This is a genomic window from Actinoplanes sp. M2I2 (genome assembly GCF_023544445.1).
Classification (GTDB): Bacteria; Actinomycetota; Actinomycetes; order Mycobacteriales; family Micromonosporaceae; genus Actinoplanes.
This window is the reverse complement of record NZ_JALPVJ010000029.1, coordinates 71,326-93,726: the sequence shown is the minus strand read 5'-3', so window position 1 is coordinate 93,726 and position 22,401 is coordinate 71,326. Positions and strand designations below refer to the sequence as shown.

The window sequence follows — 22,401 nt, the reverse complement described above, 5'->3', positions numbered from 1 at the left end:
GGATGACGCAGGCGAGTTATTGCCGGATACGCGGGATGAGTTGCCGGATGCCCCAGTCGAGCCGCTGCCTGATGACGGCGAGGAGGGTGGCGTACGGGAACCGGCCTAACGTCGACGAAGCACCCGGACCTGCCGCGATCCGCGTGCTGGTCGCTGGTCGACCGCCCCTCGGGTTAGTGACTCGCGTCAAGTCCGAAAGTCTCCGAACGTGCTCGGCGGGAGACCTCGCCATCGAGCCACTCGACGGTGAGGAGCAGGCCGCGGTAGGGAAACACGCCGCGATCCCAGTCCCCCAGCTCGTCCACCACGATGTCCGCGTCGTCCACGAAGTCGTCGAATCCGCCGTGGTTGAGGGCGAGGTAGCCGGTCACCTGCTCGTGTGGCTCTGACCAGCGACGCCACCAGAGGTGACCACCGAGTTGCCACCGGCATGTGCCGAAGCGCAGGTAGACAACGCCGAACGGCTCGCCCTGATTCGTGAGCGCGCCGGCACGCTCACGATAAGGGTCGAATCGGGAATCAGGGTCAGCGTGGCCGGGCGGCGGACGGAACGGCATACGCCCATGATCCGTGCACTGACGCACCGCGATCTAGCTCGCCGTCCATGTCGGCAAGCCTGATAACGCCCGTGCTCTGGGTACCGTCGTGCGGCTGTGTCAGACGCGTGTCAGAGCGATAGGTGTTCACCCGGACTGACAAAGCCCGGTTTGAGGGTGCGAAACCGCTGCGACGCCATCCGATAGCGCCGAAGTCGCGGTTTCGTCCCGTTGCTGGGCCCGAGAGCAGGGCCGGCGCGAGCCGGGGCCTTGGGTGCCGCGTCATGATGCGCTGACACCTCATCTGGCAAACCCGAACAGGGAGGACGAGCTCCTCCCGAGGCCCTCGTTCGGCTCGTGTCGTAACGCCTTGCCCTCCCGTTCGGCGGCGGTTTCCCTAACCGCTGTATTGAGCATCGCCGCGCACCGCCTTTCGGGGCGGTGCGCGGCGGGAGGTGAACCCCCGCCATGTTCCGTTTCGAGTGGGCACGTATGCGTGCCCTGACCGTCCCGTTCTCCCCACCGCCTCGCATGGCAGCCCGCCGGCTCGGCCGCTGCAGCGTGCCCGTTACCGCGGCCGTGCTGATTTTGCTGTTCCCGGACGCCGCCTTTGCCGGCCCGGGCGGCGCCGTTGTCCTGGCGGCGAATTCGCTGCCGCAGGTGATCACGAACCTTCAGGTCTGGCTGATGGGGATTCTCTGGTCGCTGGCCGGGCTGTTCGCGCTGCTCGGTGCCATGTACCGGACGACCGCCGGTGGGGATCCCGGTCGGGTCGAGAAGAGCAATGAGGCGTTCCGCAACGCCGCGTACGGCGCTGCCCTCGGCGTCCTCGCCCCGGTGATCTTGCAGGTGGTCCGTCAGATCGTCGGGGGGTGAGCGGTCATGAACCCGTTTCCGTCGCTCTGGCTTGACGCGGTCCTGGACTGGTTCGCCGGGTTGCTGGTGGACACTCTGGGCGCGCTGATCGGGGTCATCACCGATGTGCTTTTGGTCAGCCCGGATGTCACCGCTTTGCCGCAGGTGCAGGCGCTGACCGGGCGGGCGGTGTGGGTCGTCGACACCGTCTTCGTGCTGGTCTTTATGGCCGCCGGTGTGCTCACCATGGTTGCCGGCAGCAACGAGAACATCCGCTACGAGATCAAGGACCTGCTGCCGCGTTGCGTGGTCGGGTTCGTCGCCGCACATTTTTCCCAGTTGATCGCCTCAAATTTGATCGGCTTCGCGAACGCGGTGACCGCGGCCTTGACCGATCAGGACCTTGACCGGGCCCGGTCGGTGGAGGCCATCAAGGCGCATCTGTCGGCCGGCCGGGAGGTCAGCGGGGGGCTGCTGTTCGTGGTCTGCCTGTCGATCATCCTGGTCTTGTTGGCCGCGACGGCGTGTTCGGTGATCGTCCGGTTCACGCTGCTGCTGGTGCTGACCGCGGGTGCACCGTTGGCGCTGATGTTGCATGCGCTGCCACAGACCGACCCGGTCGCCCGGCTGTGGTGGCGCACCTATCTGGGTGTGCTCGCGGTGCCGGTCTGCCAGGGTGCGGTGTTGTTCGCCGCTCAGTGGATACTGCTCGACCCGGCCGCGATGGTGCCGCAGCTCGGCTTGCCCACCGCGGAACCGGGTGGGGTGCTGAACCTGTTCGTCGTGATGGTGATGCTGTGGCTCACCGTCAAGGTGCCCACGGTGATCCACCGGTACACCAGCACGGCCGGCCGGGGCGGCAATGTGCTCGGCGCGGCGGTGCGGGTGGTCGTCGTGCAGCAGCTCACCCGGGGGCTGCGGGTGCCCGGCCTGCGGGCGGCGACCCGATGAGCTCGCCTGGCGGTGAGGGTGAGCTGGTGCGGGCGCGGATGCCGGCCGACGTCGACGCCCCCGACAAGGTGTTGTACGGGTTGACGTTCCGGCAGCTGGCCATCCTCGCCGTCGCCGCCCTGGCCGGCTATGCCGGTTGGAACGGATTGCACACGCGGGTGCCCGGGCCGGTGCTGCTCGGCGCGGCGGTCATCGCCGGCGGTCTGGTCTTCGGGCTCGTCGTCGGCCGCCGCGACGGCCTGGCCCTGGATGTGTGGCTGCTGTCCGCGGTGCGCCACGCCCGATCGCCGCGGGCGTTGTCGACCACCGACACCACCGCCGAGATCCCCGACTGGGTGCAGGCCCCGTCGTCGCGGGTTTCCCTGCCGGCCCCGTTGACGTTGCCGGCCGAGCGCATCAGCGACGCCGGGGAGATCACCCTGGCCGGGAGTACGGCGGCGATCGTCGCGGCGAGCAGTGTGAACCTGGCGTTGCGGACCGCCGATGAGCAGGCCGCTGCGATCGCCACGTTCGGCCGGTGGCTGAACTCGCTGTCCACGCCGACGCAGATCGTGGTGTCCGCGCAGCCGGTCGACCTGCGCTCACACGCGAGCACCCTGGCTGCAGCTGCCGCCGGAATGCCGCACCCCGCGCTGGCGGCCGCAGCCGGCGATCACGCCCGGTTCCTCGAAGAGCTGGCCGAGCGCCGCGATCCGCTGCGCCGGCAGGTCCTGATCGTCACCCGCACCAGCGGCGGCGAGCGCGGGGAGCACGCCGCCCGGCGCCGCGCGGACGGCACCGTCCGGGCGCTGTCCGGGCTGGGTGTCACCACCCGTGTTCTGGACGGGCACGCCGCCACCGCGGCCCTGGCGGCGGCAGCCGACCCCTACCGGGCGCCGCGGCGTGGCGGGCTGGCCGCCCCTGACACCGTCATCACCGGCCCCGCACCCATCACCTTCAGGAGCCCCACGTGAAAGCCCTCATCCGTAAGCGCCACCCGCCTACGACGTCACCGGGTCATTCGTTCACGGCGCTGGCCGCCACTACGGCGCCGGCGTCGGTGGAGGTCACCGCCCGCCATGTGCGGGTCGGGGACGGCTACGCCGCCACGCTGGTGGTCACCGGGTATCCGGCCGAGGTCGGCCCGGCCTGGCTCGAGCCGCTGCTGTCGTGGCCGGGCCGGCTGGATCTGGCCCTGCACATCGACCCGATCCCCGCCCCGGTCGCCGCTGACCGGCTGCGCAAGCAGCGGGCTCGGTTCGAGTCGTCGCGGCGCGCCGACGCGGGCCACGGCAAACTCGCCGACCCGTACGTGCAGGCCGCGGCCGAGGATGCCGCGGACCTGGCCGAACGGCTTGCCCGGGGTGCGGCGAAACTGTTCCGGGTCGGGTTGTATCTGACCGTGCACGCCCGCACCGAGGCCGAGCTGGCCGACGCCTGCCTGCAGGTGAGAACGGCTGCGGCGTCGACGCTGATCGAGGTGCAGCCGGCGACGTGGCGGCACCTGTCCGGGTGGACCACCACCTTGCCGTTGGCCACCGACGGTCTGCAGATGCGCCGGATCATGGACACCCAAGCGCTGGCGGCGAGTTTTCCGTTGGCCTCGGCGGATCTGCCGGCGCCGCTGCCCGGCGACCCGGCCCCGACCGGCGGCGTCCTTTATGGCATCAACCCGGACTCCCACGGGATCGTGTGGTGGGACCGGTGGGCTCAGGAGAACTACAACTCGATAGTCCTGGCCCGCTCGGGGGCGGGGAAAAGCTACTTCGTCAAACTCGACGTGCTCCGCAACCTGTACCAGGGGGTGCAGGTCGCCGTCGTCGACCCCGAAGACGAGTACCTGCGCCTGGCCGACGCCGTAGGTGGCACCGTCCTGCGGCTCGGCGCGGCCGGGGTGAAGATCAACCCGTTGGATCTGCCGGCCGGTGACACCCGGGCGGACGTGCTGACCCGGCGCGGGTTGTTCCTGCACACCTTGATCAGTGTGCTGCTGGCCGAGACGCCCCCGCCGGCGGAGCGGGCCGCCTTGGACCGGGCGATCCTGTTCGTCTACCGGCAGGCCGGGATCACCGCCGACCCGGGCACCCACCACCGTCCCGCCCCGCTACTCAAGGACCTGACCGCCGTCCTGAACGCCGATGAGGATGAGCATGGGGGTCGGCTTGCTGCCCGGCTGGCGCCGTGGGTGCACGGCTCGTTCTCCGGGCTGTTCGACGCGGCGACCACCACCCGCCCGGACGGGCACCTGGTGGTGTGGTCGCTGCGGCAGCTGCCTGAGGAGTTGCGCACCGTCGGGCAGCTGCTCGCCCTGGACGCGATCTGGCGCAGCGTCGACACCCCTGCCGCCGGGATGGGGGTGAAACGGCTGGTCGTAGTGGACGAGGCGTGGCTGCTGATGCGCGACGGCGAAGGCGCGAAGTTCCTGTTCAAGATGAGCAAGGCGGCCCGCAAACGCAACGCGGGCCTGTCGGTGATCACCCAGGACGTCACGGACGTGCTCGGCACCGACCTGGGGCGGGCTGTGGTCAGTAACGCCGCCACCCAGGTGCTGCTCAAGCAGGCCCCGCAGGCCATCGACCAGGTCGCGGACGCGTTCGGGCTCACCGGCGGGGAACGGCGGATGCTGCTCGGAGCCCGGGTCGGTCACGGGCTGCTGGTCTGCGGCAGCAACCGGACCGCGTTCGAAGCGATCGCCTCCCAGGCCGAGCACGCCCTGGCCACGACGACACCGGCCGAGTTGGCCGGCCTGGCCGAGGAGCCGGACCTGTGAGCCCGCCGCCGATTCTGTTCGGCCTGCCTGCCTCGGCGCCCGGTCCGCATGGACCGGGCGCCGATCTCGTTGCGGGTGTGCCGGGGCAGTGGGTGGTGACCGCCGCCGTGTGGGTGGGGCAGCGGCCGTGGCTGCTCGGCGTCGCCGCCGTCCTGGTGGTGGCCTACGTGGGCGGGCGCACTGTGCTGGCGGGGTGGCGGCATCGCCGGCACGCCGAGGGTGCCCGGCTGGTCACGGTCGCCCCGCCACCGGAGGTTGATGTGTCGTCGGCGGCCGCGTTGTGGGCGAACCTGCACGGCACGCTGACCCCGGCCCGGTGGCGGCGGCTGCTCTACGGCAGCCCGCACGTCGTCTGGCAGTACGCCTGGACCGGCCGGCAGCTGATCATCTCCGTGTGGGTGCCCGGCACCGTCCCGCACAATGCGGTTGAGGCCGCCGTCCGCGGTGCGTGGCCCGGCGCCGCCTGCACCACCGCGCCCGCGAAGCCTCCGATTCCTGTCGGGGTGCCGGCGGCGACCGGTGGGCAGCTGCTGCCGCAGGCCGCGGAATGGCTGCCGTGGCAGACCGAGCACGACAACGACCCGCTGCGGGCGCTGATGTCCGCCGGCGCGCAGCTGAAGAACGACGAGTACGCCTGCGTGCAGATCCTGGCCCGGCCCGCCCCACCACGGCGGGTAGCCCGGGCCCGGCGGGCCGCCACCCGGCTGCGCGACAACAAGACCGCCCTGCCGGCCATCAACCCGGTCGCGCCGCTGCTCGGGCTCCTGCAAATCTTCCTGCCCGGCGGTAGCACCGGGCGCACCACAACGCGCGGCCCGGCCGCCGGGCGGCGCGATCCCGGCGTCGAGCGGGACGTCCGGGCGATCCTCGACAAGACTGTCCACAGCCTGTGGACAATCGGGATCCGCTACGTCGTCGCCAAGGACAACCAGCGCGGCGGCCACCACACCACCGATCGGCTGCGCGGGGTGGCCGACACCATCGCCTCCTCCTACGCCGTCTACGCCGGCCGCAACCGGCTCGGGCACCGGGTGCGGATGCCGCACCCGGTGGCCGTGGCCGCGCACCGCCGGTTGGGGGCCGGGTTCCTGGCCGGCACCCCGGAACTCGCCGTCCTGGCCGCGCTCCCCCGCGACCTGGCCGTCGCCGGCCTGGACCGGGCGCGGGCCAAGTCGATGCCCGCACCGGTGGCCGTACCCACCGGTGGGCGCGGCACGAAAGTGCTCGGCGACGCCGAGGTCGGCGGGCACCCGGTCGCCCTCGCCGTGACCGACTCCCGCTATCAGCTGCACGTGGTCGGCTCCACCGGATCCGGCAAGACCACCCTGCTGGTCAACATGGCCGTCGACGACATCATCGCCGGGCGCGGCACCGTGGTGATCGACCCGCACGGCGACCTGGTCCTCGACGTCCTCGACCGGCTACCCGCCTCGGTCGCCGGGCGGGTGGTGCTGTTCGACCCCGACCAGGACAACCCGCCCACCATCAACCCGCTCGAGGGCCACGACCCGGACCTGGTCGTCGACAACATCGTGTCGATTTTCAGCAACATTTTCGCCAAGGCGTGGGGGCCGCGGATGGACGACGTCATGCGGGTTTCCTGCCTCACCCTGCTGCGGCACGGCAACGTCACCTTGCAGCACATCCCGCCGCTGCTCAACAGCGCCCAGTTCCGCTCGGCGATGACCGTCGGCCTGGACGACCCGGCCGGGCTGTCCGGGTTCTGGCAGTGGTACGACATGCAAACCCCGGCGCTGCGCTCGCAGGTCATCGGCCCCGTCCTGGCCCGGCTGCGGTCGTTCCTGCTGCGCGACTTCGTCAAACGCACCATGCGTTACCCGCGCTCCAGTTTCGACATGGGCCAGATCCTCGACGGAGGTGCCCTGCTGGTGCGCATCCCGAAAGGGCAACTGGGTGAGGACACCAGCAAACTGCTCGGCTCGCTGATCCTGGCCCAGGTGTGGCAGGCCGCCACCGCCCGGGCGACGGTGGCCCCGGACAAGCGCCGCGACGCCACGCTGATCATCGACGAGGCGCAGAACTTCCTGACCCTGGCCAGCAGCCTGGACAGCATGCTGGCCGAGGCCCGCAAATACCGGCTGTCCATGGTCCTGTCACACCAGGACCTCGCCCAGTTCCCGAAGGACCTGCTGGCCGCGGTGTCCGCGAACGCCCGCAACAAGATCTACTTCAGTTCAGCGCCGGAGGACGCCCGCGTCCTGGCCCGGCACACCCTGCCCGAACTCGACGAACACGACTTGACGCACCTGGACGCCTACACCGCGGTGGCCCGGCTGATCGTCGACGGCCGGCAGATACCGGCGTTCACCTTCAAGACCCGCCCGGCGAAACCCGTGGTCGGGCAGGCGGGCGTGATCCGGCACGCCGCCGCAGCCCGGGTACCGCGGCAGGAAACCAGCGCGATCGACGAACTCGTCGACCAGTTCTCCGGTCACCCGCGACGCGGCAAGACCGGCGGGACGGCGGGCACCTGAACTCCCTCGCCACCCACCGCGGCCGCGCAAGACCGCCGGAACTGTTGCTGACAGTTCGCCAGAAATCTGTCAGTGCTGGTCAGAGGCGGAGTGCTGTGCCTTCCGGGAGGGCTTCACCAGCCCTTCACCACCGAGCACTTGCGACCCGGTGACAGAACCGGCCGGGGTGCCGGTTTTCGCAGGACATCGCCGGTGCGGACCGCACCGGCGGTGCCGCGCGCACTGCGACACCCCTCCAACGGAGGGACGACCTCTTCCGCATCCGCCTGAAGGAGCCCACTCGTGCCCGCCGCCCGTCAACCCGATCGTGTCCCCGGCCCACCTACTTCCTCCCCCGCCCCGACTCGAGTCCGGTCGTCGGCTCGTTTGGACCGGTTGGACCGCCTGCGCCGGCTCACCGCCCGTGACCACGAGCTGCTGTCCTGGCTGGCCGAGCATTACGTGCTGGCCACCGCGCAGATCGCCGCCGCCCAGTTCCCGTCGCTACGCGCCGCCCGGCTCCGCCTTGCGGTCCTGTCCGCCCTGCAGGCGGTGACCCGCTTCGTCGACGTCACCTCCGGTGACCGCCAGTACCTGTACACCCTCGGCCCGCTCGGCGCCGTGCTCTACCCCACCCAGTACAACGACCCGCTCCGCGCCGACGGCCGCGAACCCCGCTCCAATGTCGAACGCACCGAACGCATCATCGGCAGCCGCAAACTCGGCCACCTGATCGGCACCAACCAGCTGTTCATCGACCTGCACGCCTACGCCCGGACCGACCCGAACGCCCGCGTGCACCGCTGGTGGTCCGAACAGCACGCCACCGCCGTCTACGCAGGCGTGCCCGCGGCCGCTGACGGGCCCAGCATCCGACCGGACGGGCACGGCATCTGGGAAGCCGGCGGCCGTCAGGTCGGGTTCTTCCTCGAGCACGACAACGGCACCGAAACCATCGGCACCGTCCTGCGCAAGCTGCAGGCCTACGACCGCCTGACAGCCCACGGCGGTCCCCACTACCCGGTGCTGCTGCGCGTACCCGGCCGCCGCCGCGAGCAACACCTGCTCGACGTCCTCGCCGGCACCCGCCTGGCGATACCAGTCGCCACCGGCATCCACCAGGAACACCCGGCCGGCCCGGCCTGGACGCTGACCCACGACCCCGGACTACGCCGATGGCTGCACGAACTGCCATCGGATCACGGCCCCGACCACCCGATCACCAACCCACACCGCTACTCCGATTCATCAGCCGGCACGCAATAGCCCACGGTTGGCCGCACGTATCGGGGCTGCCGCGCTCGTCGCTGGGCGGTGCCCCCGCGATCGAGGGCTTGTCAGACCCACAGACTGCTGACAGCGCTGCACTCCTGCCGACCGGCAGCACACCGGATGTCTGACAGTGCAGCTCAGAGCCGGTTTCCGGCAGACCTGACGGCGACGGGCCCTGACAGACCCGGCCGCTACCGTTTCCGGCAACACCTCACCTCATATATCGCTTCACCCGGTCCGGTCCCGCCTTCGGGAACCCTCCGCCGCACTACCCGGCAACCGCGTCCACCACCCTGCTCAAGGCTGGTCGACACCCGCGCCGCGCGGCGGCCCCACGGCCGCACCGAACCACCGCACCAGCACTCGCTGGGCTCCCGCACATCTCACGCCCTGACCCATGCACCCGGTGGGCCGGTCAGTCCTGCGTGCCCTCGCACGCCCGTATCGAAGGAGGACCCTTCTATGACCATCACCGCGTCCCGCAACGGACAGCGTGTCCCCACCCCGGCGCCCCAGCCGGCCGCACCGCCGAACAACAGCGGCCAGCCGGTCAGGCCGGCTGCGACCATCACCACGATGATCGTGTGCCTGCCCGACGGACTGTCGAGCGACGCACTCACCGCGCACCAGCTGCACCGGCACTTCAGTGTCGACGGCACACTGCAGGCCCGCTTGTGGACGATGCCGAAGCTGCGCCCGTGGCAACGCCGGCAGATGTTCGACCTGCGTAAGGGCACCCCCGCTTACTGCGCGGGCGGCCCCGCACGGCTGCTGAACCTCACCGGCCTGCGGTATGCCGCCGGCGTCGGCGCGGGCATCCGCCACCAGCAGTGGCGTCAGGCCGTGCAGGGCACCAAGCCGGCCCAGCCGTGGGTTCACTTCCACAGCCGGCACCTCAACGACCCGAGCAAATACAGCTGGGACACCGCCGCCGCTGACTTCTGGCGCCAGCCCCGCATCACCGCGATGCGCATGCACAACGCGGTCAACCCGCTCGTCCCGCTGCAGATCGGCGAGCTGGAGATGCTGCAGGCCGGAGCCTCGGCCTACCAGCACTACAGCGCCCTGACCGCGATCTGCGGCGACGCGCTGCTCACCGAGCAAGGCCACCACATCACGCCGGACACCGACGCCTTCAGTGACCGCGCGACCTACCTCGAGCACGCCAGCCACTACCTCGCCGGCCTCGCCGACGATCAGCGGCTACTCGCGGTCACCCTCTAGCCCCTCCCACTGGAACCGGTCCGGTCACTGTCGGCAACCCCTGAACCCAAGGGACCACGACAGCCCGGACCGGCTCCACCCCTCCCACCGCCCGCCTGCACAACCCAGGCGGCACCTGGGACATCACCGGTTCCGCAGATCGGCGCGACCGCATCACGGTCGACCTGACCGGAGCCCCTCCCTGCACCGCCGCAGTGGTGCGGCGTTCATCCACGCCCGCATCCACCACCTGCGGCTCATCCCCGCCCGCACACCGTTTGGAGACGCACATGCTCAATGGCAGTCAAGTTCAGGCCATCACCCGCTGCCTGACCGATCTCGACGACCTCGCCCCGCACCTGCAGAACGACCTCGGCCCGAACCTGCTCGCCGTCCTGCAGGAAACCGCCGTGCCTGGGCACCCCGACCCGACCGCCCGGCGCCTCGGCGTCAACCCACTGCCGGTCCCACCGCCGATCTGGCGGCATCCGGAGGGTCCCGTCGCCGCGCTACGCGCCGCCTACGACGACATCCGCGCCGCCGGCGTCCAGCACCAGCTGACCCGGGTCACCGACGTCCGGTTCCTGGCCTGGGTGTACCTGTACACCGAAACGATCGACGACGAGGACGGCCCCGTCACGGTCCGCCAGATCGACGCCGTCGACATCGACGGACGGGCCTACTCCCTCAGCCACGTAACAGGCGAACAGGGTCGCTGCGTGGCGGTGCTGCCCGAAACAGCCGCACCCGACTTCGACGGCACGCTCGCCCTGCTGAACACCCTCGCCAACACCATGCGCACCAGCGGCTGACACCAGACCGCCGCCACCGGGGTCACTCCCATTACGCGCCATCGACCTGGCCGGGCATCGCTTGACGATAGCCGTGCAATCAACGACGTCAACGGCCGCCAGCAGCATCGGACGCGCCCGACTCCCTCTGAGAAACGCCTGCCGCGGCCATTTCCAAGCTGCAGGTCAACACCGCGCTCTGCGGTGCTGTGGACGACAGCCCAGCAGCGTTTGGGAGCAGCCCAGGCCCCAAGGCCGGGGTCTCTGATCAAGCCGGGGCCGGCAAAACGGCCACCTTTCCCTCTTCACCGACCAGCAGAACTGCGGGAACAGACCCGCCCTGGTCGCCGGGCACCTGCCGGTGTCACACCGCCAGATCCGCCCTCGAGCACCGGCATTGCACCAACTACCCGTCACCACATCCCCTCCTGGGACCTTGCCTGGCCGTGTGCCTGCTCCCGGGTCTCCCGGGCAGACAGCGCGGCTCCGCCGGGCCACCCGAGAGGGCCTCGAGAAAGGACATGGGCCCATGTTCGAGCCCTCCACCCCGATCACGACCCTGCTGAGCACCCTCGCCGCAACCCCGGCAGCCTCCGAGGGCATGCGCGCGATGCTGCAACGCTCCAGCGAATTCGTGAACCCGCTGATCGCTCAACTGACCGGTATCGCCCTCGACCCGGCCGGGCGGGAGCTCGCCGACCACACCCTGGACCACTACTGGGCCGACGAGCAACGCCAGCAGGACACCCTTAATGCCAGCCTCTGCGACCGGGAAGTGATCATCGGCAGCGGCTACCACGCCGCCGTCTACGCGGCCACCCGCGTCCAGGCCGGCTACCCGAAACCTTTGGTCCTCGAACGCGGCCAGCGCGTCGGTGGCATCTTCGCGACGACCACCCGGCCGGTGTTCTACCTCAACTCCCCGAACCGGCCGGGCGGGCCGGGCCTGGCCGGTGATCTAGGGGCGAACCTGAACTACCTGCCCGGCGCCCCGATCCAAGCGGCGAACGTTTCCGCGCTGGAGTATCCGACGAACACGGACATGGCGTTCGTGATCCGGCTGGCCCTGGCCCAGTTCGCCGAAGTGGTACCGGACACCAATGTCATCGCCTACGACGACGGTGACGGCGGCGGTGCTGCCCTGGCTATCGACAGCCGCCCTACCCTGCCGGCCGGGCGGGTCATCGACGCCCGCGGCATGGGCGACCCTGACGGCGGGCACCTTGCCAACGGCACCACCATCCTCACCTTCACGCAGTTCATACAGCGCATGGCGGGTCTCTGGCCGCTGCGCGGCCTGCGCCGGGTCGCCGTCGTCGGCGGCGGTGACGCCGGCAAATGCGTCATCGAGTCGCTGCTGGGCATCGCACCGCAGCCGTTCATGGCCGCCGCCGCACTCGACCATGTCGACCGCATCGACTGGTACGACGACGCCCTGCCCACCACCTGCACCGTCTGGCAGGACGAGATCCGGGGCAGATACCAGGCGATCGGCCGGTACCTGCGCGACGACCGTTCCGGTGCCCGCCGGCTGACCGTCAAGCAACGCCGGGCCGGAGTCGTCGACGTGCCAGGTATGGCGCTGATCGAGGGACGCGGCTACGACCTGGTGGTCCTGTGCACCGGCAGCAAAGAACCATTCATCCAGGGACTGGGCGGGCTCGGCGAGTGTGACCTGTACTCGGTGTACGGGGCCGGACCGGTCGCGCAGCAGTACCAAGGCGAGCCCGTCTTCCGGGTCGGCCCGCACGCCCGGCTCCCGTTCAGCGCGCAGGAACGCAACGAAGGGGTCGCCGACGTGCCCGGCAACGCCGTCGCCATGTTCCGGCTCGGCAGCAAGACCGCCGCCCTCGCAGCGACCCTGCCGCCGGTCATCCGCGCCTGACCCCGGCAAGGCCGGGCTGCCAGGCCCCGGGAAGGACTGGGTCCCGTCGGTGCCGCCCCAGCCGCCCGGCTCGGGTGGCACCCCCGGACCGGCTCTGCGGCACCTCCGCACCGGATTCGCATTCCCTGGCTCCGGCAACCCCGCCCGGGCCATGGCACAGGTGCACAGCCGCGCCCTGGATCCCAGCGGCGCACAGCGCCTGCGCCCGGCCACCTTTCCAACGCCATCCATCACAAGGAGCAACTCGTGGCCATCCGTATCCAGCGCACCGTCATCGACGACATCGACCAGAGCACCGACAGCGTCGATACCTACCGCTTCGCACTCGAAGGCGTCGACTACGAGATCGACCTGGCCGACCACAACATCGATCGGCTTCGTGCAGCGCTGTACCCGTTCGTCGCCGCCGCCCGGCGCCTACCACGAAGGACCAGCGGTAAGCCGCCCGGCGGCGCGTCTCGGGCGAACAGCAACAGCATCAGGCAGTGGTGGCACGCCCATCAGAACGACCTGGATCTACCGGCTTACAACGCGCGCGGGCCCATCCCACACAAGGTAAGCACGGCGTTCCGCACCACCGCCGGCCAGCCCGAGCCACACGCCGGATGAGCCGCGTCGGAGCCCCGCCCCGCCTCCGGATACGCCGCCGGGCCGGGCGTCGTAGCGGTGAAGCCGGTGCCCCGCCGAGCTCGATTCACCGCGACGCCCAGACCGGGAGGTGATGGCCGATGACCAGGCGAGCTCTCACCGGCGTCGTGGTCGCGGTCGTCGTGATCTTGCTGGGCTGCTCCGGGCTGACCGGCATGGCTGGCGGCGGCCGCACGGTGACGGCGAACTGCCTGACCGTCCCCGGTTCCCGGCCGGACTCCGGACGGGTGCCTGCGGCGACCATGGCCGGCAGGCCACAGCAGGTCGAGGTATGGGGGGCCGAGCAGGTGGCCAACGCGGGTGTCATCGTCGCGGTCGGCCGGCTGATGCAGGTCCCGGCCCCGGCTGGGTGATCGCGGTGGCCACCGCGATGCAGGAGTCGTCGCTGGTCAACCAGCCCGGTGGGGACCACGACTCGGTCGGGTTGTTCGAACAACGCCCGTCGCAGGGCTGGGGCACACCGCAACAGCTGCAGGACCCGCAGTACGCCGCCCGCGAGTTCTACACCTGGCTACTGAAGATCACGGGCTGGCATAGCATGCCGTTGACCCGGGCCGCGCAGCAGGTACAGACCAGCGGATATCCGCAGGCCTACGCCCGGTGGGAGCCGGATGCCGTCCGCGTCGTCAACGCCTTCACCAGCGTGCCTTCTTCGTGCTCGCCGCTCGGCGTGGCCGAGCCTGCCCCGCGTCATCCGGACGGCTCGTGGCCGCAGGACGACTGCACCATCCGCCCGGATCCGACTACCGGGAACGGCTGCATCACCGGCCGACTGTTCCACCTCGTCCAGCAAGCCGGCACAGCCGGTTCCCCACAGCCAGGCTGCTACCGCGTCGATGATCACGGCGACCACCCGAAGGGCCGCGCCTGCGACTGGATGATGACCAGCGGCCGGGAAGCCACCGGCACCCGCAAGGAACACGGTGACGCCCTGGCCGCCTGGGCCGTCGCCAACGCCGATCGTCTCGGCATCCGATACGTCATCTGGTTCCGCATGATCTGGACCGACGAGGCCGGCTGGCATGCCTACACCAACCCCTTCGGTGGCGACGACCCGTCCGGCTGGCACACCAACCACGTCCACATCAGCGTCCACCAGCCGGGACCGCTCAAGCCCGCCGCAGCTCATCGCGTCGGCAAGTGACCCACCGGACGATGGCCGGCCAGCGGCGATGCCGTCCTGCCGGGCAACCCCCGCACGTCCCATCGAGAGCACTTGATCTCACGGCTGGATGAAGCGTGGATCAGTGCACTGCCCCCGTGCGCTTCACCTCTGGAAAGGACACCACAACCCATGACCAACCCTGCTGCTGAACCTGCACACAGCGCCTTCCGCGTCCTCGCCGCGCTCGCCGAGCTCGGCGAGGCCACCGCCGCCGGCATCGCCACCGCGAGCGGGCTCGGCTACTCCACCGTGACACCCAAGCTGCGTGCCTGGGAGGACACCGGGCAGGCCGAACGGTTCCGCAACGACGACAACCAGACCCTATGGCGGCTCACCGACACCGGCCGCGCCGCCACCACGAGCAACACCCGCACGGCCGCCGCCTCACCGCCGCCCGATGAAGGCCGCCCCGCCGACCCACCCGCCGGGCCCGGTACCGGCAGCGAACCCACCGACCCGAGTACGCACGCCCCACAGCGGGACCTCGACCCGGCGGCTGCACCGCCCGGCGACGACTCCGCCGGCGCGGTCCCGCCACCGGCCGCGGCCGAACCAACCGGGCAACCCTCCCCGGGCACAGGCCCGAAGGGCGCCGCCGCCAGCGCCGGTGACACGCCGCCGCACGCCGGTGCGGGTTCGCCGCGACGGGCATCCGGGCTGCTGCGCGACGCGATCCTCAATGTCCTCGACGCCCATCCCGGCCAGGGCCTCAAGGTGGCCGAGTTGTGCCGGCTGATCGACACGGCCAGCGAGGACACCAGCGCGAAAAAGGCCAGCGCCGGAGCGGTGTCCAACGCAGCGCACAAACTCGTCGCGACCGGCAGTGCCCTGCTGATCGCGGAGAAACCCGCCACCTTCAGCGCGATCCACGCCGACGCCACCTGAGCGGTCCTCACCCATTTCCGGTAGCCCGGAGGCAGGCGTCGAACGACCAAGCACCACGCCCGCCCCCGGTGCTCCTTACAACGGAAGGAGCTTTGTCAATGTCTCCCATCCTGGAAGCGATCGTCACCGCCTGCGGCGGGATCCTCGCCGGCCTGGCCGCCGCCGGCCCGCTGGTCTGGCACCAGCAGCGCATAGTGTCGCGCTGGCGCTATCTGGCCCATCACGACGACACCACCGGCCTGCCCAACCGGCGGGCCCTGCTGAACGCCCTGAGCCGCGCCTTGCGAGATCGCGACGGCGACAGGGTCGGCCTGATCGTGCTGGACCTCGACGGGTTCAAAGCCATCAACGACCAGTTCAGCCACCAGGGCGGCAACGACGTCCTGACCGTGGTCGGGCAACGCCTGGCCGCGCTCATCGAACCGGTCCACATGGCTGCCCGATTGTCCGGTGACGAGTTCGCGTTGCTCGTCGCCGGTGACAGCAACCACCTCGCCTGGGCGGCCAGCGCCGCGTGGCGGCAGATCAGCCGCGACCCGATCCCGGTCGCCGGCACCTTCCGGCGGATCAGCGCCAGCGTCGGCTACGCCAGCGCCGAACCCGGCACCACCGCAGCGCAGCTGCTGCATGCGGCCGACATCGCCATGTACGAGGCCAAGACCACCCGCAGCAGCATCCACGCCGCACCCGTCACCAAAACCTGCCCGTCCCGGCACGGCCGCCGCTACCGCGACCTGCCCCGTCCCTAGCTTTTCGCCAGGGGCCGTCGCAGAGCAGAGCAGGCTCGCCCACCATTCGGCGGCGCCCCCACCCTGCCCGGCGACCACCACCGTTGCGGTCTGAACCGAGCCGTCGGTGTGTGGCTGCGGGGTTGACCACGCCCACGCCAAGGGCCCACCAACCCGCAGCCGCCTCAGCCGGAAGAACACAGCCAACCTCGCGGCATCGTCGTCAACGATCGGAGAACCATGAGCGCCTATCAGCCGGGGCAACGCATCGCCCTGGTCCACACCAACGACCCCTACACCCGCCTGCAGCCCGGCGACACCGGCACCGTGCAACACCACGACCAACAGCAGCAGGACACCGTCTACGTGCGCTGGGACAACGGGTCCACCCTCGCGATGTGCTTGGACGCCGGCGATCGCATCCGGGCCCTTCCCGCTGCCCCCGCCGCCCCGGCGCGCGGCGACGCCCCGGCCTGGGACGCTCTGCTGGCCGAGGTGCGAAGCGCCGCAGCCGAAGCCGGTGGTAGCGCCGCCGAGTGGTGGGCGCAGGACACCATCGGCGGGCGAGCCCGCGGCGATACCCGCGCCGTGGCCCGCCGCGTCCTTGCCGGGATCCAGGACGGCGACCCGGCCGTGCTCGACACCTTGCCCCCGGCCGACCCGCCGCACCAGGCAGCCGACGTGCTGACCGGAGGCGGCTGGGACGGGCCGTCGCTCACCGATCAGCAGCGTGACACCGCGATCGACGCCTACCGCAGCGGTTTTGCCACCGTCGTCCTCGACCGGGTCACCGAGCTGTGCCAGCTGGCGGCCAGCCCTAACGGCCGCGACGTGTCTCAGCTGCACCCTGACCAGGTCCGCATCGGCAGCGCCGGGGTGTTCGCCGGCGACTGGTCCGTGACCGGCGGCCCCGATGGGGACCGTATTGCTGTGGGCTTCGCCGGCACGCTCATCGACCGGTGGAACGGCTGGGCCGTGTTCTCCTGCACCCGGCCGGTGGCCGAGGCGATCGTCACCGGCCACCAGGACCAGCGCGCCCTCGTTCGCGCCGGCTTGCAACAACAAGGGCTACCGGACGCGGAGCTGGACCATCGGGTGGACACCGAGCTGGCCGACCTGCGCTTCGACGGTGACGTCCTCATCGCCGACCAGCGGGTGATGGCCGATGACCCGCAAGCGATCCACCGATGCGGCCCGGACCTCGACGGCCACTACGTCGTGATGGGCTGGAACTGGTGCTGGCAGGCCGTCGACCCGTACCGGTGCGACCGCATCGTCGGGGACCTGCCCCTACCGGGCGACCAGCAGCAGTTCGAGATGCTGCGCCACACGCCCGGCCTGCGGGTACCGCACACCCGGCTCCAGCTGACCGGCGTCCATCCCCACCGCACGGGCGGGGACAGCCTTGGCGCGGCGTTCACCGCGACGCTGACGCTCGACGGCGACCCGGTCGCCGTGGTCACCGCCGACGGCACCGGCCCGATCACCGTCAACCCGCCGGACGCGGACACCACCCAGCCCGCTTTCGGATGCTACGTGGCGGCCTGCCGCCACCACGGCCAGCAGGTCACCACCGGCCGGCTGCTGCAGGCACTGGCTGACGAGGACCTGATCGACCACGCCATCACGCTCGCCGACACCCGCGGCGCCACCCTGCTGCGGTTGATCGACGAGGCCGGTCGTACCGACACGATGCAGCAGCTCACCCCCATCCCCCGCGACCTGCGCGAACTGCTCGCCCTGGGCGGCACCCTCACCAGGCAACCCGGGCGGCGATGGCAGACATGGACCGGGCGGGGCTGGTTCACCGTGCCCGTCACCGGCCCGGCAGGCCAGCAGGAGCGCCAGCCATGACCGACCACGGCACCACCAACGACCCCCGGCCCCAGGGCTTGACGACCGAACCGGCTGACACCGGACCGGCTGACATCAGCCCGGCCGAGCGGTTCCGCAGCGCTGATCAGCGCTACACCGTGCTGGTCGCCCGGTGGAACGGCCTGCCCACCGCCGAAGCGCGGGCCGCAGCGAACCTGGCTGACACCATGGACGCTGCCGACCTCGAGCGGCAGACCGCCGCAGCTGCCCTGCTGCACGAGGCCGCCGGGCGGCACCGGATCGAGCAGCAGCCCGGCGTGCCCCTCACCCTTGGCTCCGACGGTCGGTGGGAGATCGACCGTGCCTACGTCGACGACGTGCCGCTCTACGGCGACGACAACGGGCCCTTCAACGGTGCCTGCGAGCACGACACCCCCCGGCTGGACGCCGAGTGTCAGCTGGTCACGTCCGCCGCCGGCGGCGTGGAGCTACCGACCTTCAGCGAGCTGACCGCTCTCATGCTGGAGTACCTGTGCGAGGGTGACGAGCCCACGCCCATGCGGCTGCCCCTTACCGGGCTGTCCGACCAGGCAGTGGACACCCTCAGCGCCACCATGGACGCCGAGCGGCAACGGCGGACCGGCCCGCCAGCCGACCCCCCGAAGCCGACGCCCGCACAGACAGCCCCGTCGCACGATGTGCCACCGGACCTGCCGGGCGGCAGCCGATGACATCAACGCCTGACGACCGGCACGACGAACATCGCGCTGACCGGCCACGCAGCCGCGGCACGGCACCTGACCGCCCGCAGCAGGCCAGCTCGATCCCACCCCGCGGGGCACCTGTACCCCGCGCCGGCGATGACGCTGACGGCACCGAGCACTGCCCCGACATGTCTGAGCTGTCGGACGACGCCGACGGCAACCGGCTGTCGGTCGGTGATCCGCTTACCAGGCGGACCCGCCTGCTGGCCCGGATGTGTGACACCTGCATCTTCCGGCCCGGAAACCTAATGCAGCTCAGCGCCGGTCGCCTGGCCGAGTTGGTCCGCGAAACGCGGGCCGCTGAGAGCTACATCGTCTGTCACAGCACTCTGCCCGACACCGCCGCGCCCGGGGTGCGACCAGCGATCTGCCGAGGATTCGCCGACCGCTACGACACGCAGACCTTGCAGATCATCGGCCTGCTGTTCGGGTTCGACGAGATCGAGCCGCCGGCTGCCCCCCACGACTGACCCGCAAAGGCGAATACCCCATCGGTTCCTCACCTCGGCACCGAGGTGATCAATCGGTGCACCAGCGGCGTTCATCGTCGCAATCAGCAGAGCACCGCGGGCGGGCTCCACCCGATCCACGGCGCGCCGGATGCGTCACGACCCATTACTTGCGGGTGTGCAACCTCCGCTGCACCGGACCTCCTACGACCAGGCTCCGGCGCGATCGCGGGGTGAGCGGCAGCCCGTCTCCGCTATGCGCGGCTTCTCATCACCGCCCGCGCATCCGGAGACGGATGCGCGGGCCTGACCCTTGCGAAAGGACCAGTCCCATGACCACACCCACCACACCGCCGGCCACCAGCGGCCCGGACCACACCGCGGTTGCGGGCCGTCGCGGCTCCCTCTACCCCCGCGTCGCGCTGTATCTGGCCGGCCAGCCAAGCGCACTATTGAAGGTCGGCGAGATCACCCGGGCCCTGGGCGCCGCCTCCTCCGGGGCGGTGTTCGAAGTGCTCAAGAAGATGGCGGCGGCCGGGCACGCCACCCACCAGAGCAACCCGCACCGGTTCCAGATCACCCAGGCCGGCATCGACGCCGCCGGCACCCCGCCCACCAGCACCCGCAGCGCAGCCCGCAGCAGCGGACGGCAACCGCGGCCCGACCCGGTCACCCGACCCAACGGCACCCTGTACTACCCACGCCGGCTCGGTAAAGGCTGGGACGTAGACGTCCTGCACGGCCTGCGGGCACAGAACATCCCCGTCCTGCTGTACGGGCCGCCCGGCACCGGCAAAACCGCCATGCTCGAGGCCGCCTTCCCCGACCTGCTCACCGTCGCCGGCACCGGCGACACCGTCGTCGATGACTTCCTCGGCTCCTACAACCCGATCCCCGGCGGCGGCTACCAGTTCGTGCCCGGCCCGCTGGTCACTGCGATGCGGCAGGGCCGGCCGCTGCTGGTCGACGACGCCACCCTCATCCCACCCCGCGTGCTGGCCGTGCTGTACCCGGCCATGGACGGCCGCGGCGTCATCACCATCCCCGCCCACGGCAACGAGCACGTCCAAGCCGTCGACGGGTTCTACCTGTGCGCCGGGCACAACCCCGGCGTGCACGGCGCCGTGCTGACCGAAGCCCTCGCCTCCCGGTTCACCGTCCACCTGGCCGTCAGCACCGACTGGGACCTCGCCCGCCAGCTCGGCGTCCCGAAAGCCGTGGTCGCGGCCGCGCAGGACCTCAACAACGACCTCAGTGCCGGACGCGTCGCCTGGGCGCCGCAACTACGCGAACTGCTCGGCTTCGTCAAGGTCCGCCAGCAGCTCGGCCAGGCCACCGCCCTGGCCAACCTCGCCGGTATCGCCCCCGAAGACGCCCGTACCGACGTGGCCGCCGCCCTGGCCCGGCACACCGGCACCACGATCCCCGCCCTGGCCGTCGGCACCCGCTGACCCCCGACGAAAGGCGACACCCTGATGCCCGACCCCAGCACGCACCGCTCAACCGGGCAGCCGGCCCACACCGCCGACGACGCCTGGAAACGCTGGTCACAAGCCTGGACCAAACACATCCCCACCTTGACCGGCCGCGACGACCTGCACGTGCTGGTCGCACCCGGCGCCGGCGGCGGCGCCCCGGAATGCTTCTACCCCCACCTGCGCCGCATCGAGGTCGACGCCCACTACATCGCCGACAACCCTCAGGTCGCCGACCCCCGACGGGCCACGCACCGCACAATCGTGCCCACCGGCTACGGGCTGCTCGTGCACGGCGCCGCCCACGCCGCCCACAGCCACTGGACCGCACCGCCGGGCACACCACCGATCCTCGCGCATGTGGCCGACCTGCTCGAGGAATCCCGCGCCGAAGGCCGCCAACGGCAACGCCGCCGCGCCGACCGCCGATGGCTACGGCACACCGTCACCACCCTGCTCGACCCCAGCAACGCCGCGATCGACGACGCCTGGCACGCCGGCACCCTCGCTGCGCTGCTCCTCGCCCGGGTCGACGCCCGCATCATCACCAGCAAAGACACCCGCGCCGTCCGCGCCGCCGTCACCAGCGTCCTCGGCCGGCAACGGCTCACGGCATTGCGCGACATCTGGCAGCACGCCCACACCGTCGACGACACCGACGCCACCACCATGATCGAACTCGCCCACCGGTGGTGTCAGGTCCTGGGCATCGACCCCGACCAGCAAACCACCGTCCCCACCCTGGAACCAGGCGCGTTCCCCGGCCGGCTGGCCAAGGCGATCGAGGACTACCTGGCCACCGCACACGGGCTCACCCCCAGCCAGTACACCGCCCGGGTGCTGCAGCATCGGCACAGCCCACCGGCAGAATGGCCGGCCAGCGACCCCACCGACCAGCAGCACCGCGCCGCCCGCGAGCTGGCCGCCCGCATCACCCGAGCCCGGACCCGCAATCCGGAACCCGGAACCAAACCGGCGCTGATCCCGCCGGGACGGCTACGCACCCGACACGCGATCACCGCCGACGCGCAGATAGCCACCGGGCAGCTACCCACCGCGGCGCCATGGCAGCACCGCACCCCGCTACCCCCACCGAAACCCACCCTGCACCTGGCAATCCTGGTGGACCTGTCCGGCTCCATGGCGTCCTACGCCGACGAATTGTCCTCCGCGGCCTGGATCTTCGCTCACGCCGCCCGCCGTGCCGAAGCTGTCACCACGACGATCAGCTTCGGCAGCCACACCAGCGTGCTCACGGCACCCGGCACCCGCCCGCGGCAGGTGCTGCACATGACCGCCGATCAGAACACCGCCACCTTCCCCGAGGCAGTCAAGGTCGCCGACCGGCTCCTCAACCTGCGCCACGGACGCACGCTGCGCATGCTCGTCGTGGTCTCCGATGGCTGGCTCGACGACATCGCCGCCGGCCAAAAACTGATCACCACCTTGCACCGCAACGGCTGCGCCGTGCTGTGGCTGCAGCCCGCCGACCTACCCAGTTACACCTTCACCAACACGACGACCCTGACCGTCGCCGACCCTGCCGACGCCGTCGCCCACATCGCCGACGCGGCGATCACCGCGCTCGAACACTGCTGACCGATCTCCCCTCCGCACCTCAAGGGCAGCATCTGCGAAGTTCGCAGCTCGCCCGCGTTCCTCGGCCGCTGCAAGGCGTCGGTGTCCCACACCCACGCCAACCACGGCCCCGCTTCCGAGACCTCAAGAAGGCGGGGTCATGGCGTGCCCCCCGGCG

Annotated in this window: 20 protein-coding genes; 19 read left to right on the top strand and 1 reads right to left on the bottom strand. The window is 70.9% G+C overall.

Features of this window, described 5'->3' with window-relative positions; genetic code table 11:
* Nucleotides 1-173 precede the first annotated feature (173 nt).
* Nucleotides 174-557, bottom strand: a complete 384-nt coding sequence (locus HJC40_RS39795) for a hypothetical protein (protein ID WP_250008793.1) — start codon at nucleotides 555-557, stop codon at nucleotides 174-176.
* A 447-nt stretch (nucleotides 558-1,004) separates the two neighbouring features.
* Between HJC40_RS39795 and HJC40_RS39790 the strand changes: the two genes are divergently transcribed.
* The 19 genes from HJC40_RS39790 to HJC40_RS39700 all read left to right on the top strand — a co-directional run bounded on the left by HJC40_RS39790 (nucleotide 1,005) and on the right by HJC40_RS39700 (nucleotide 22,244).
* Nucleotides 1,005-1,412, top strand: a complete 408-nt coding sequence (locus HJC40_RS39790) for a pilin (RefSeq protein WP_250008792.1) — start codon at nucleotides 1,005-1,007, stop codon at nucleotides 1,410-1,412.
* A gap of 6 nt (nucleotides 1,413-1,418) precedes the next feature.
* Complete coding sequence (locus HJC40_RS39785; RefSeq protein ID WP_250008791.1) at nucleotides 1,419-2,342, top strand: hypothetical protein; 924 nt, start codon at nucleotides 1,419-1,421, stop codon at nucleotides 2,340-2,342.
* On the top strand, nucleotides 2,339-3,295 hold the full coding sequence (locus HJC40_RS39780) for a PrgI family protein (RefSeq protein WP_250008790.1): 957 nt from the start codon (nucleotides 2,339-2,341) through the stop codon (nucleotides 3,293-3,295). Before HJC40_RS39785 ends, HJC40_RS39780 begins: the two co-directional genes overlap by 4 nt.
* 8 nt (nucleotides 3,296-3,303) lie before the next feature.
* The gene (locus HJC40_RS39775; protein ID WP_374273656.1) at nucleotides 3,304-5,091 is read left to right on the top strand and encodes a VirB4 family type IV secretion system protein; all 1,788 of its coding nucleotides are present in this window, start codon (nucleotides 3,304-3,306) and stop codon (nucleotides 5,089-5,091) included.
* 77 nt (nucleotides 5,092-5,168) lie between these two features.
* Complete coding sequence (locus HJC40_RS39770; RefSeq protein WP_250008789.1) at nucleotides 5,169-7,586, top strand: type VI secretion protein; 2,418 nt, start codon at nucleotides 5,169-5,171, stop codon at nucleotides 7,584-7,586.
* Nucleotides 7,587-7,961: 375 nt separating this feature from the next.
* Nucleotides 7,962-8,831 (top strand): replication-relaxation family protein, encoded by an 870-nt coding sequence (locus HJC40_RS39765; protein ID WP_250008788.1) that lies wholly within the window; start codon nucleotides 7,962-7,964, stop codon nucleotides 8,829-8,831.
* A gap of 468 nt (nucleotides 8,832-9,299) precedes the next feature.
* Nucleotides 9,300-10,061, top strand: coding sequence for a hypothetical protein (locus HJC40_RS39760; protein ID WP_308200994.1), 762 nt, complete (start codon nucleotides 9,300-9,302; stop codon nucleotides 10,059-10,061).
* A gap of 269 nt (nucleotides 10,062-10,330) precedes the next feature.
* Complete coding sequence (locus HJC40_RS39755; protein WP_250008787.1) at nucleotides 10,331-10,852, top strand: hypothetical protein; 522 nt, start codon at nucleotides 10,331-10,333, stop codon at nucleotides 10,850-10,852.
* A gap of 508 nt (nucleotides 10,853-11,360) precedes the next feature.
* Nucleotides 11,361-12,716: a hypothetical protein gene (locus HJC40_RS39750; protein WP_250008786.1), complete on the top strand. Its 1,356-nt coding sequence runs from the start codon at nucleotides 11,361-11,363 to the stop codon at nucleotides 12,714-12,716.
* Nucleotides 12,717-12,962: 246 nt separating this feature from the next.
* Nucleotides 12,963-13,325 carry an Lsr2 family protein gene (locus HJC40_RS46450; RefSeq protein ID WP_250008785.1) on the top strand — a complete coding sequence of 121 codons (363 nt, stop codon included), beginning with the start codon at nucleotides 12,963-12,965 and terminating at the stop codon, nucleotides 13,323-13,325.
* Between the two features lie 119 nt (nucleotides 13,326-13,444).
* Complete coding sequence (locus tag HJC40_RS39740; RefSeq protein ID WP_250008784.1) at nucleotides 13,445-13,717, top strand: hypothetical protein; 273 nt, start codon at nucleotides 13,445-13,447, stop codon at nucleotides 13,715-13,717.
* Between the two features lie 5 nt (nucleotides 13,718-13,722).
* Nucleotides 13,723-14,508, top strand: a complete 786-nt coding sequence (locus HJC40_RS39735; RefSeq protein WP_250008783.1) for a hypothetical protein — start codon at nucleotides 13,723-13,725, stop codon at nucleotides 14,506-14,508.
* A gap of 150 nt (nucleotides 14,509-14,658) precedes the next feature.
* On the top strand, nucleotides 14,659-15,414 hold the full coding sequence (locus HJC40_RS39730) for a MarR family transcriptional regulator (protein WP_250008782.1): 756 nt from the start codon (nucleotides 14,659-14,661) through the stop codon (nucleotides 15,412-15,414).
* Between the two features lie 98 nt (nucleotides 15,415-15,512).
* On the top strand, nucleotides 15,513-16,163 hold the full coding sequence (locus tag HJC40_RS39725; RefSeq protein WP_250008781.1) for a GGDEF domain-containing protein: 651 nt from the start codon (nucleotides 15,513-15,515) through the stop codon (nucleotides 16,161-16,163).
* A 219-nt stretch (nucleotides 16,164-16,382) separates the two neighbouring features.
* Nucleotides 16,383-17,996 (top strand): DUF4314 domain-containing protein, encoded by a 1,614-nt coding sequence (locus HJC40_RS39720; RefSeq protein WP_250008780.1) that lies wholly within the window; start codon nucleotides 16,383-16,385, stop codon nucleotides 17,994-17,996.
* Nucleotides 17,993-18,688, top strand: coding sequence for a hypothetical protein (locus HJC40_RS39715; protein WP_250008779.1), 696 nt, complete (start codon nucleotides 17,993-17,995; stop codon nucleotides 18,686-18,688). Before HJC40_RS39720 ends, HJC40_RS39715 begins: the two co-directional genes overlap by 4 nt.
* A gap of 161 nt (nucleotides 18,689-18,849) precedes the next feature.
* Nucleotides 18,850-19,191, top strand: a complete 342-nt coding sequence (locus tag HJC40_RS39710; RefSeq protein WP_250008778.1) for a hypothetical protein — start codon at nucleotides 18,850-18,852, stop codon at nucleotides 19,189-19,191.
* A 311-nt stretch (nucleotides 19,192-19,502) separates the two neighbouring features.
* Nucleotides 19,503-20,621 carry an AAA family ATPase gene (locus HJC40_RS39705; RefSeq protein ID WP_250008777.1) on the top strand — a complete coding sequence of 373 codons (1,119 nt, stop codon included), beginning with the start codon at nucleotides 19,503-19,505 and terminating at the stop codon, nucleotides 20,619-20,621.
* Between the two features lie 24 nt (nucleotides 20,622-20,645).
* Complete coding sequence (locus tag HJC40_RS39700) at nucleotides 20,646-22,244, top strand: VWA domain-containing protein (protein ID WP_250008775.1); 1,599 nt, start codon at nucleotides 20,646-20,648, stop codon at nucleotides 22,242-22,244.
* Nucleotides 22,245-22,401: the final 157 nt, after the last annotated feature.

Excerpts from the sequence above, each read along its gene's own strand:
- HJC40_RS39795 (WP_250008793.1), bottom strand. The coding sequence starts at position 557 with ATGCCGTTCCGTCCGCCGCCCGGCCACGCTGACCCTGATTCCCGATTC.
- HJC40_RS39790 (WP_250008792.1), top strand. The coding sequence starts at position 1,005 with ATGTTCCGTTTCGAGTGGGCACGTATGCGTGCCCTGACCGTCCCGTTC.
- HJC40_RS39785 (WP_250008791.1), top strand. The coding sequence starts at position 1,419 with ATGAACCCGTTTCCGTCGCTCTGGCTTGACGCGGTCCTGGACTGGTTC.
- HJC40_RS39780 (WP_250008790.1), top strand. The coding sequence starts at position 2,339 with ATGAGCTCGCCTGGCGGTGAGGGTGAGCTGGTGCGGGCGCGGATGCCG.
- HJC40_RS39760 (WP_308200994.1), top strand. The coding sequence starts at position 9,300 with ATGACCATCACCGCGTCCCGCAACGGACAGCGTGTCCCCACCCCGGCG.
- HJC40_RS39755 (WP_250008787.1), top strand. The coding sequence starts at position 10,331 with ATGCTCAATGGCAGTCAAGTTCAGGCCATCACCCGCTGCCTGACCGAT.
- HJC40_RS39750 (WP_250008786.1), top strand. The coding sequence starts at position 11,361 with ATGTTCGAGCCCTCCACCCCGATCACGACCCTGCTGAGCACCCTCGCC.
- HJC40_RS39740 (WP_250008784.1), top strand. The coding sequence starts at position 13,445 with ATGACCAGGCGAGCTCTCACCGGCGTCGTGGTCGCGGTCGTCGTGATC.
- HJC40_RS39730 (WP_250008782.1), top strand. The coding sequence starts at position 14,659 with ATGACCAACCCTGCTGCTGAACCTGCACACAGCGCCTTCCGCGTCCTC.
- HJC40_RS39725 (WP_250008781.1), top strand. The coding sequence starts at position 15,513 with ATGTCTCCCATCCTGGAAGCGATCGTCACCGCCTGCGGCGGGATCCTC.
- HJC40_RS39720 (WP_250008780.1), top strand. The coding sequence starts at position 16,383 with ATGAGCGCCTATCAGCCGGGGCAACGCATCGCCCTGGTCCACACCAAC.
- HJC40_RS39715 (WP_250008779.1), top strand. The coding sequence starts at position 17,993 with ATGACCGACCACGGCACCACCAACGACCCCCGGCCCCAGGGCTTGACG.
- HJC40_RS39710 (WP_250008778.1), top strand. The coding sequence starts at position 18,850 with ATGTCTGAGCTGTCGGACGACGCCGACGGCAACCGGCTGTCGGTCGGT.
- HJC40_RS39705 (WP_250008777.1), top strand. The coding sequence starts at position 19,503 with ATGACCACACCCACCACACCGCCGGCCACCAGCGGCCCGGACCACACC.
- HJC40_RS39700 (WP_250008775.1), top strand. The coding sequence starts at position 20,646 with ATGCCCGACCCCAGCACGCACCGCTCAACCGGGCAGCCGGCCCACACC.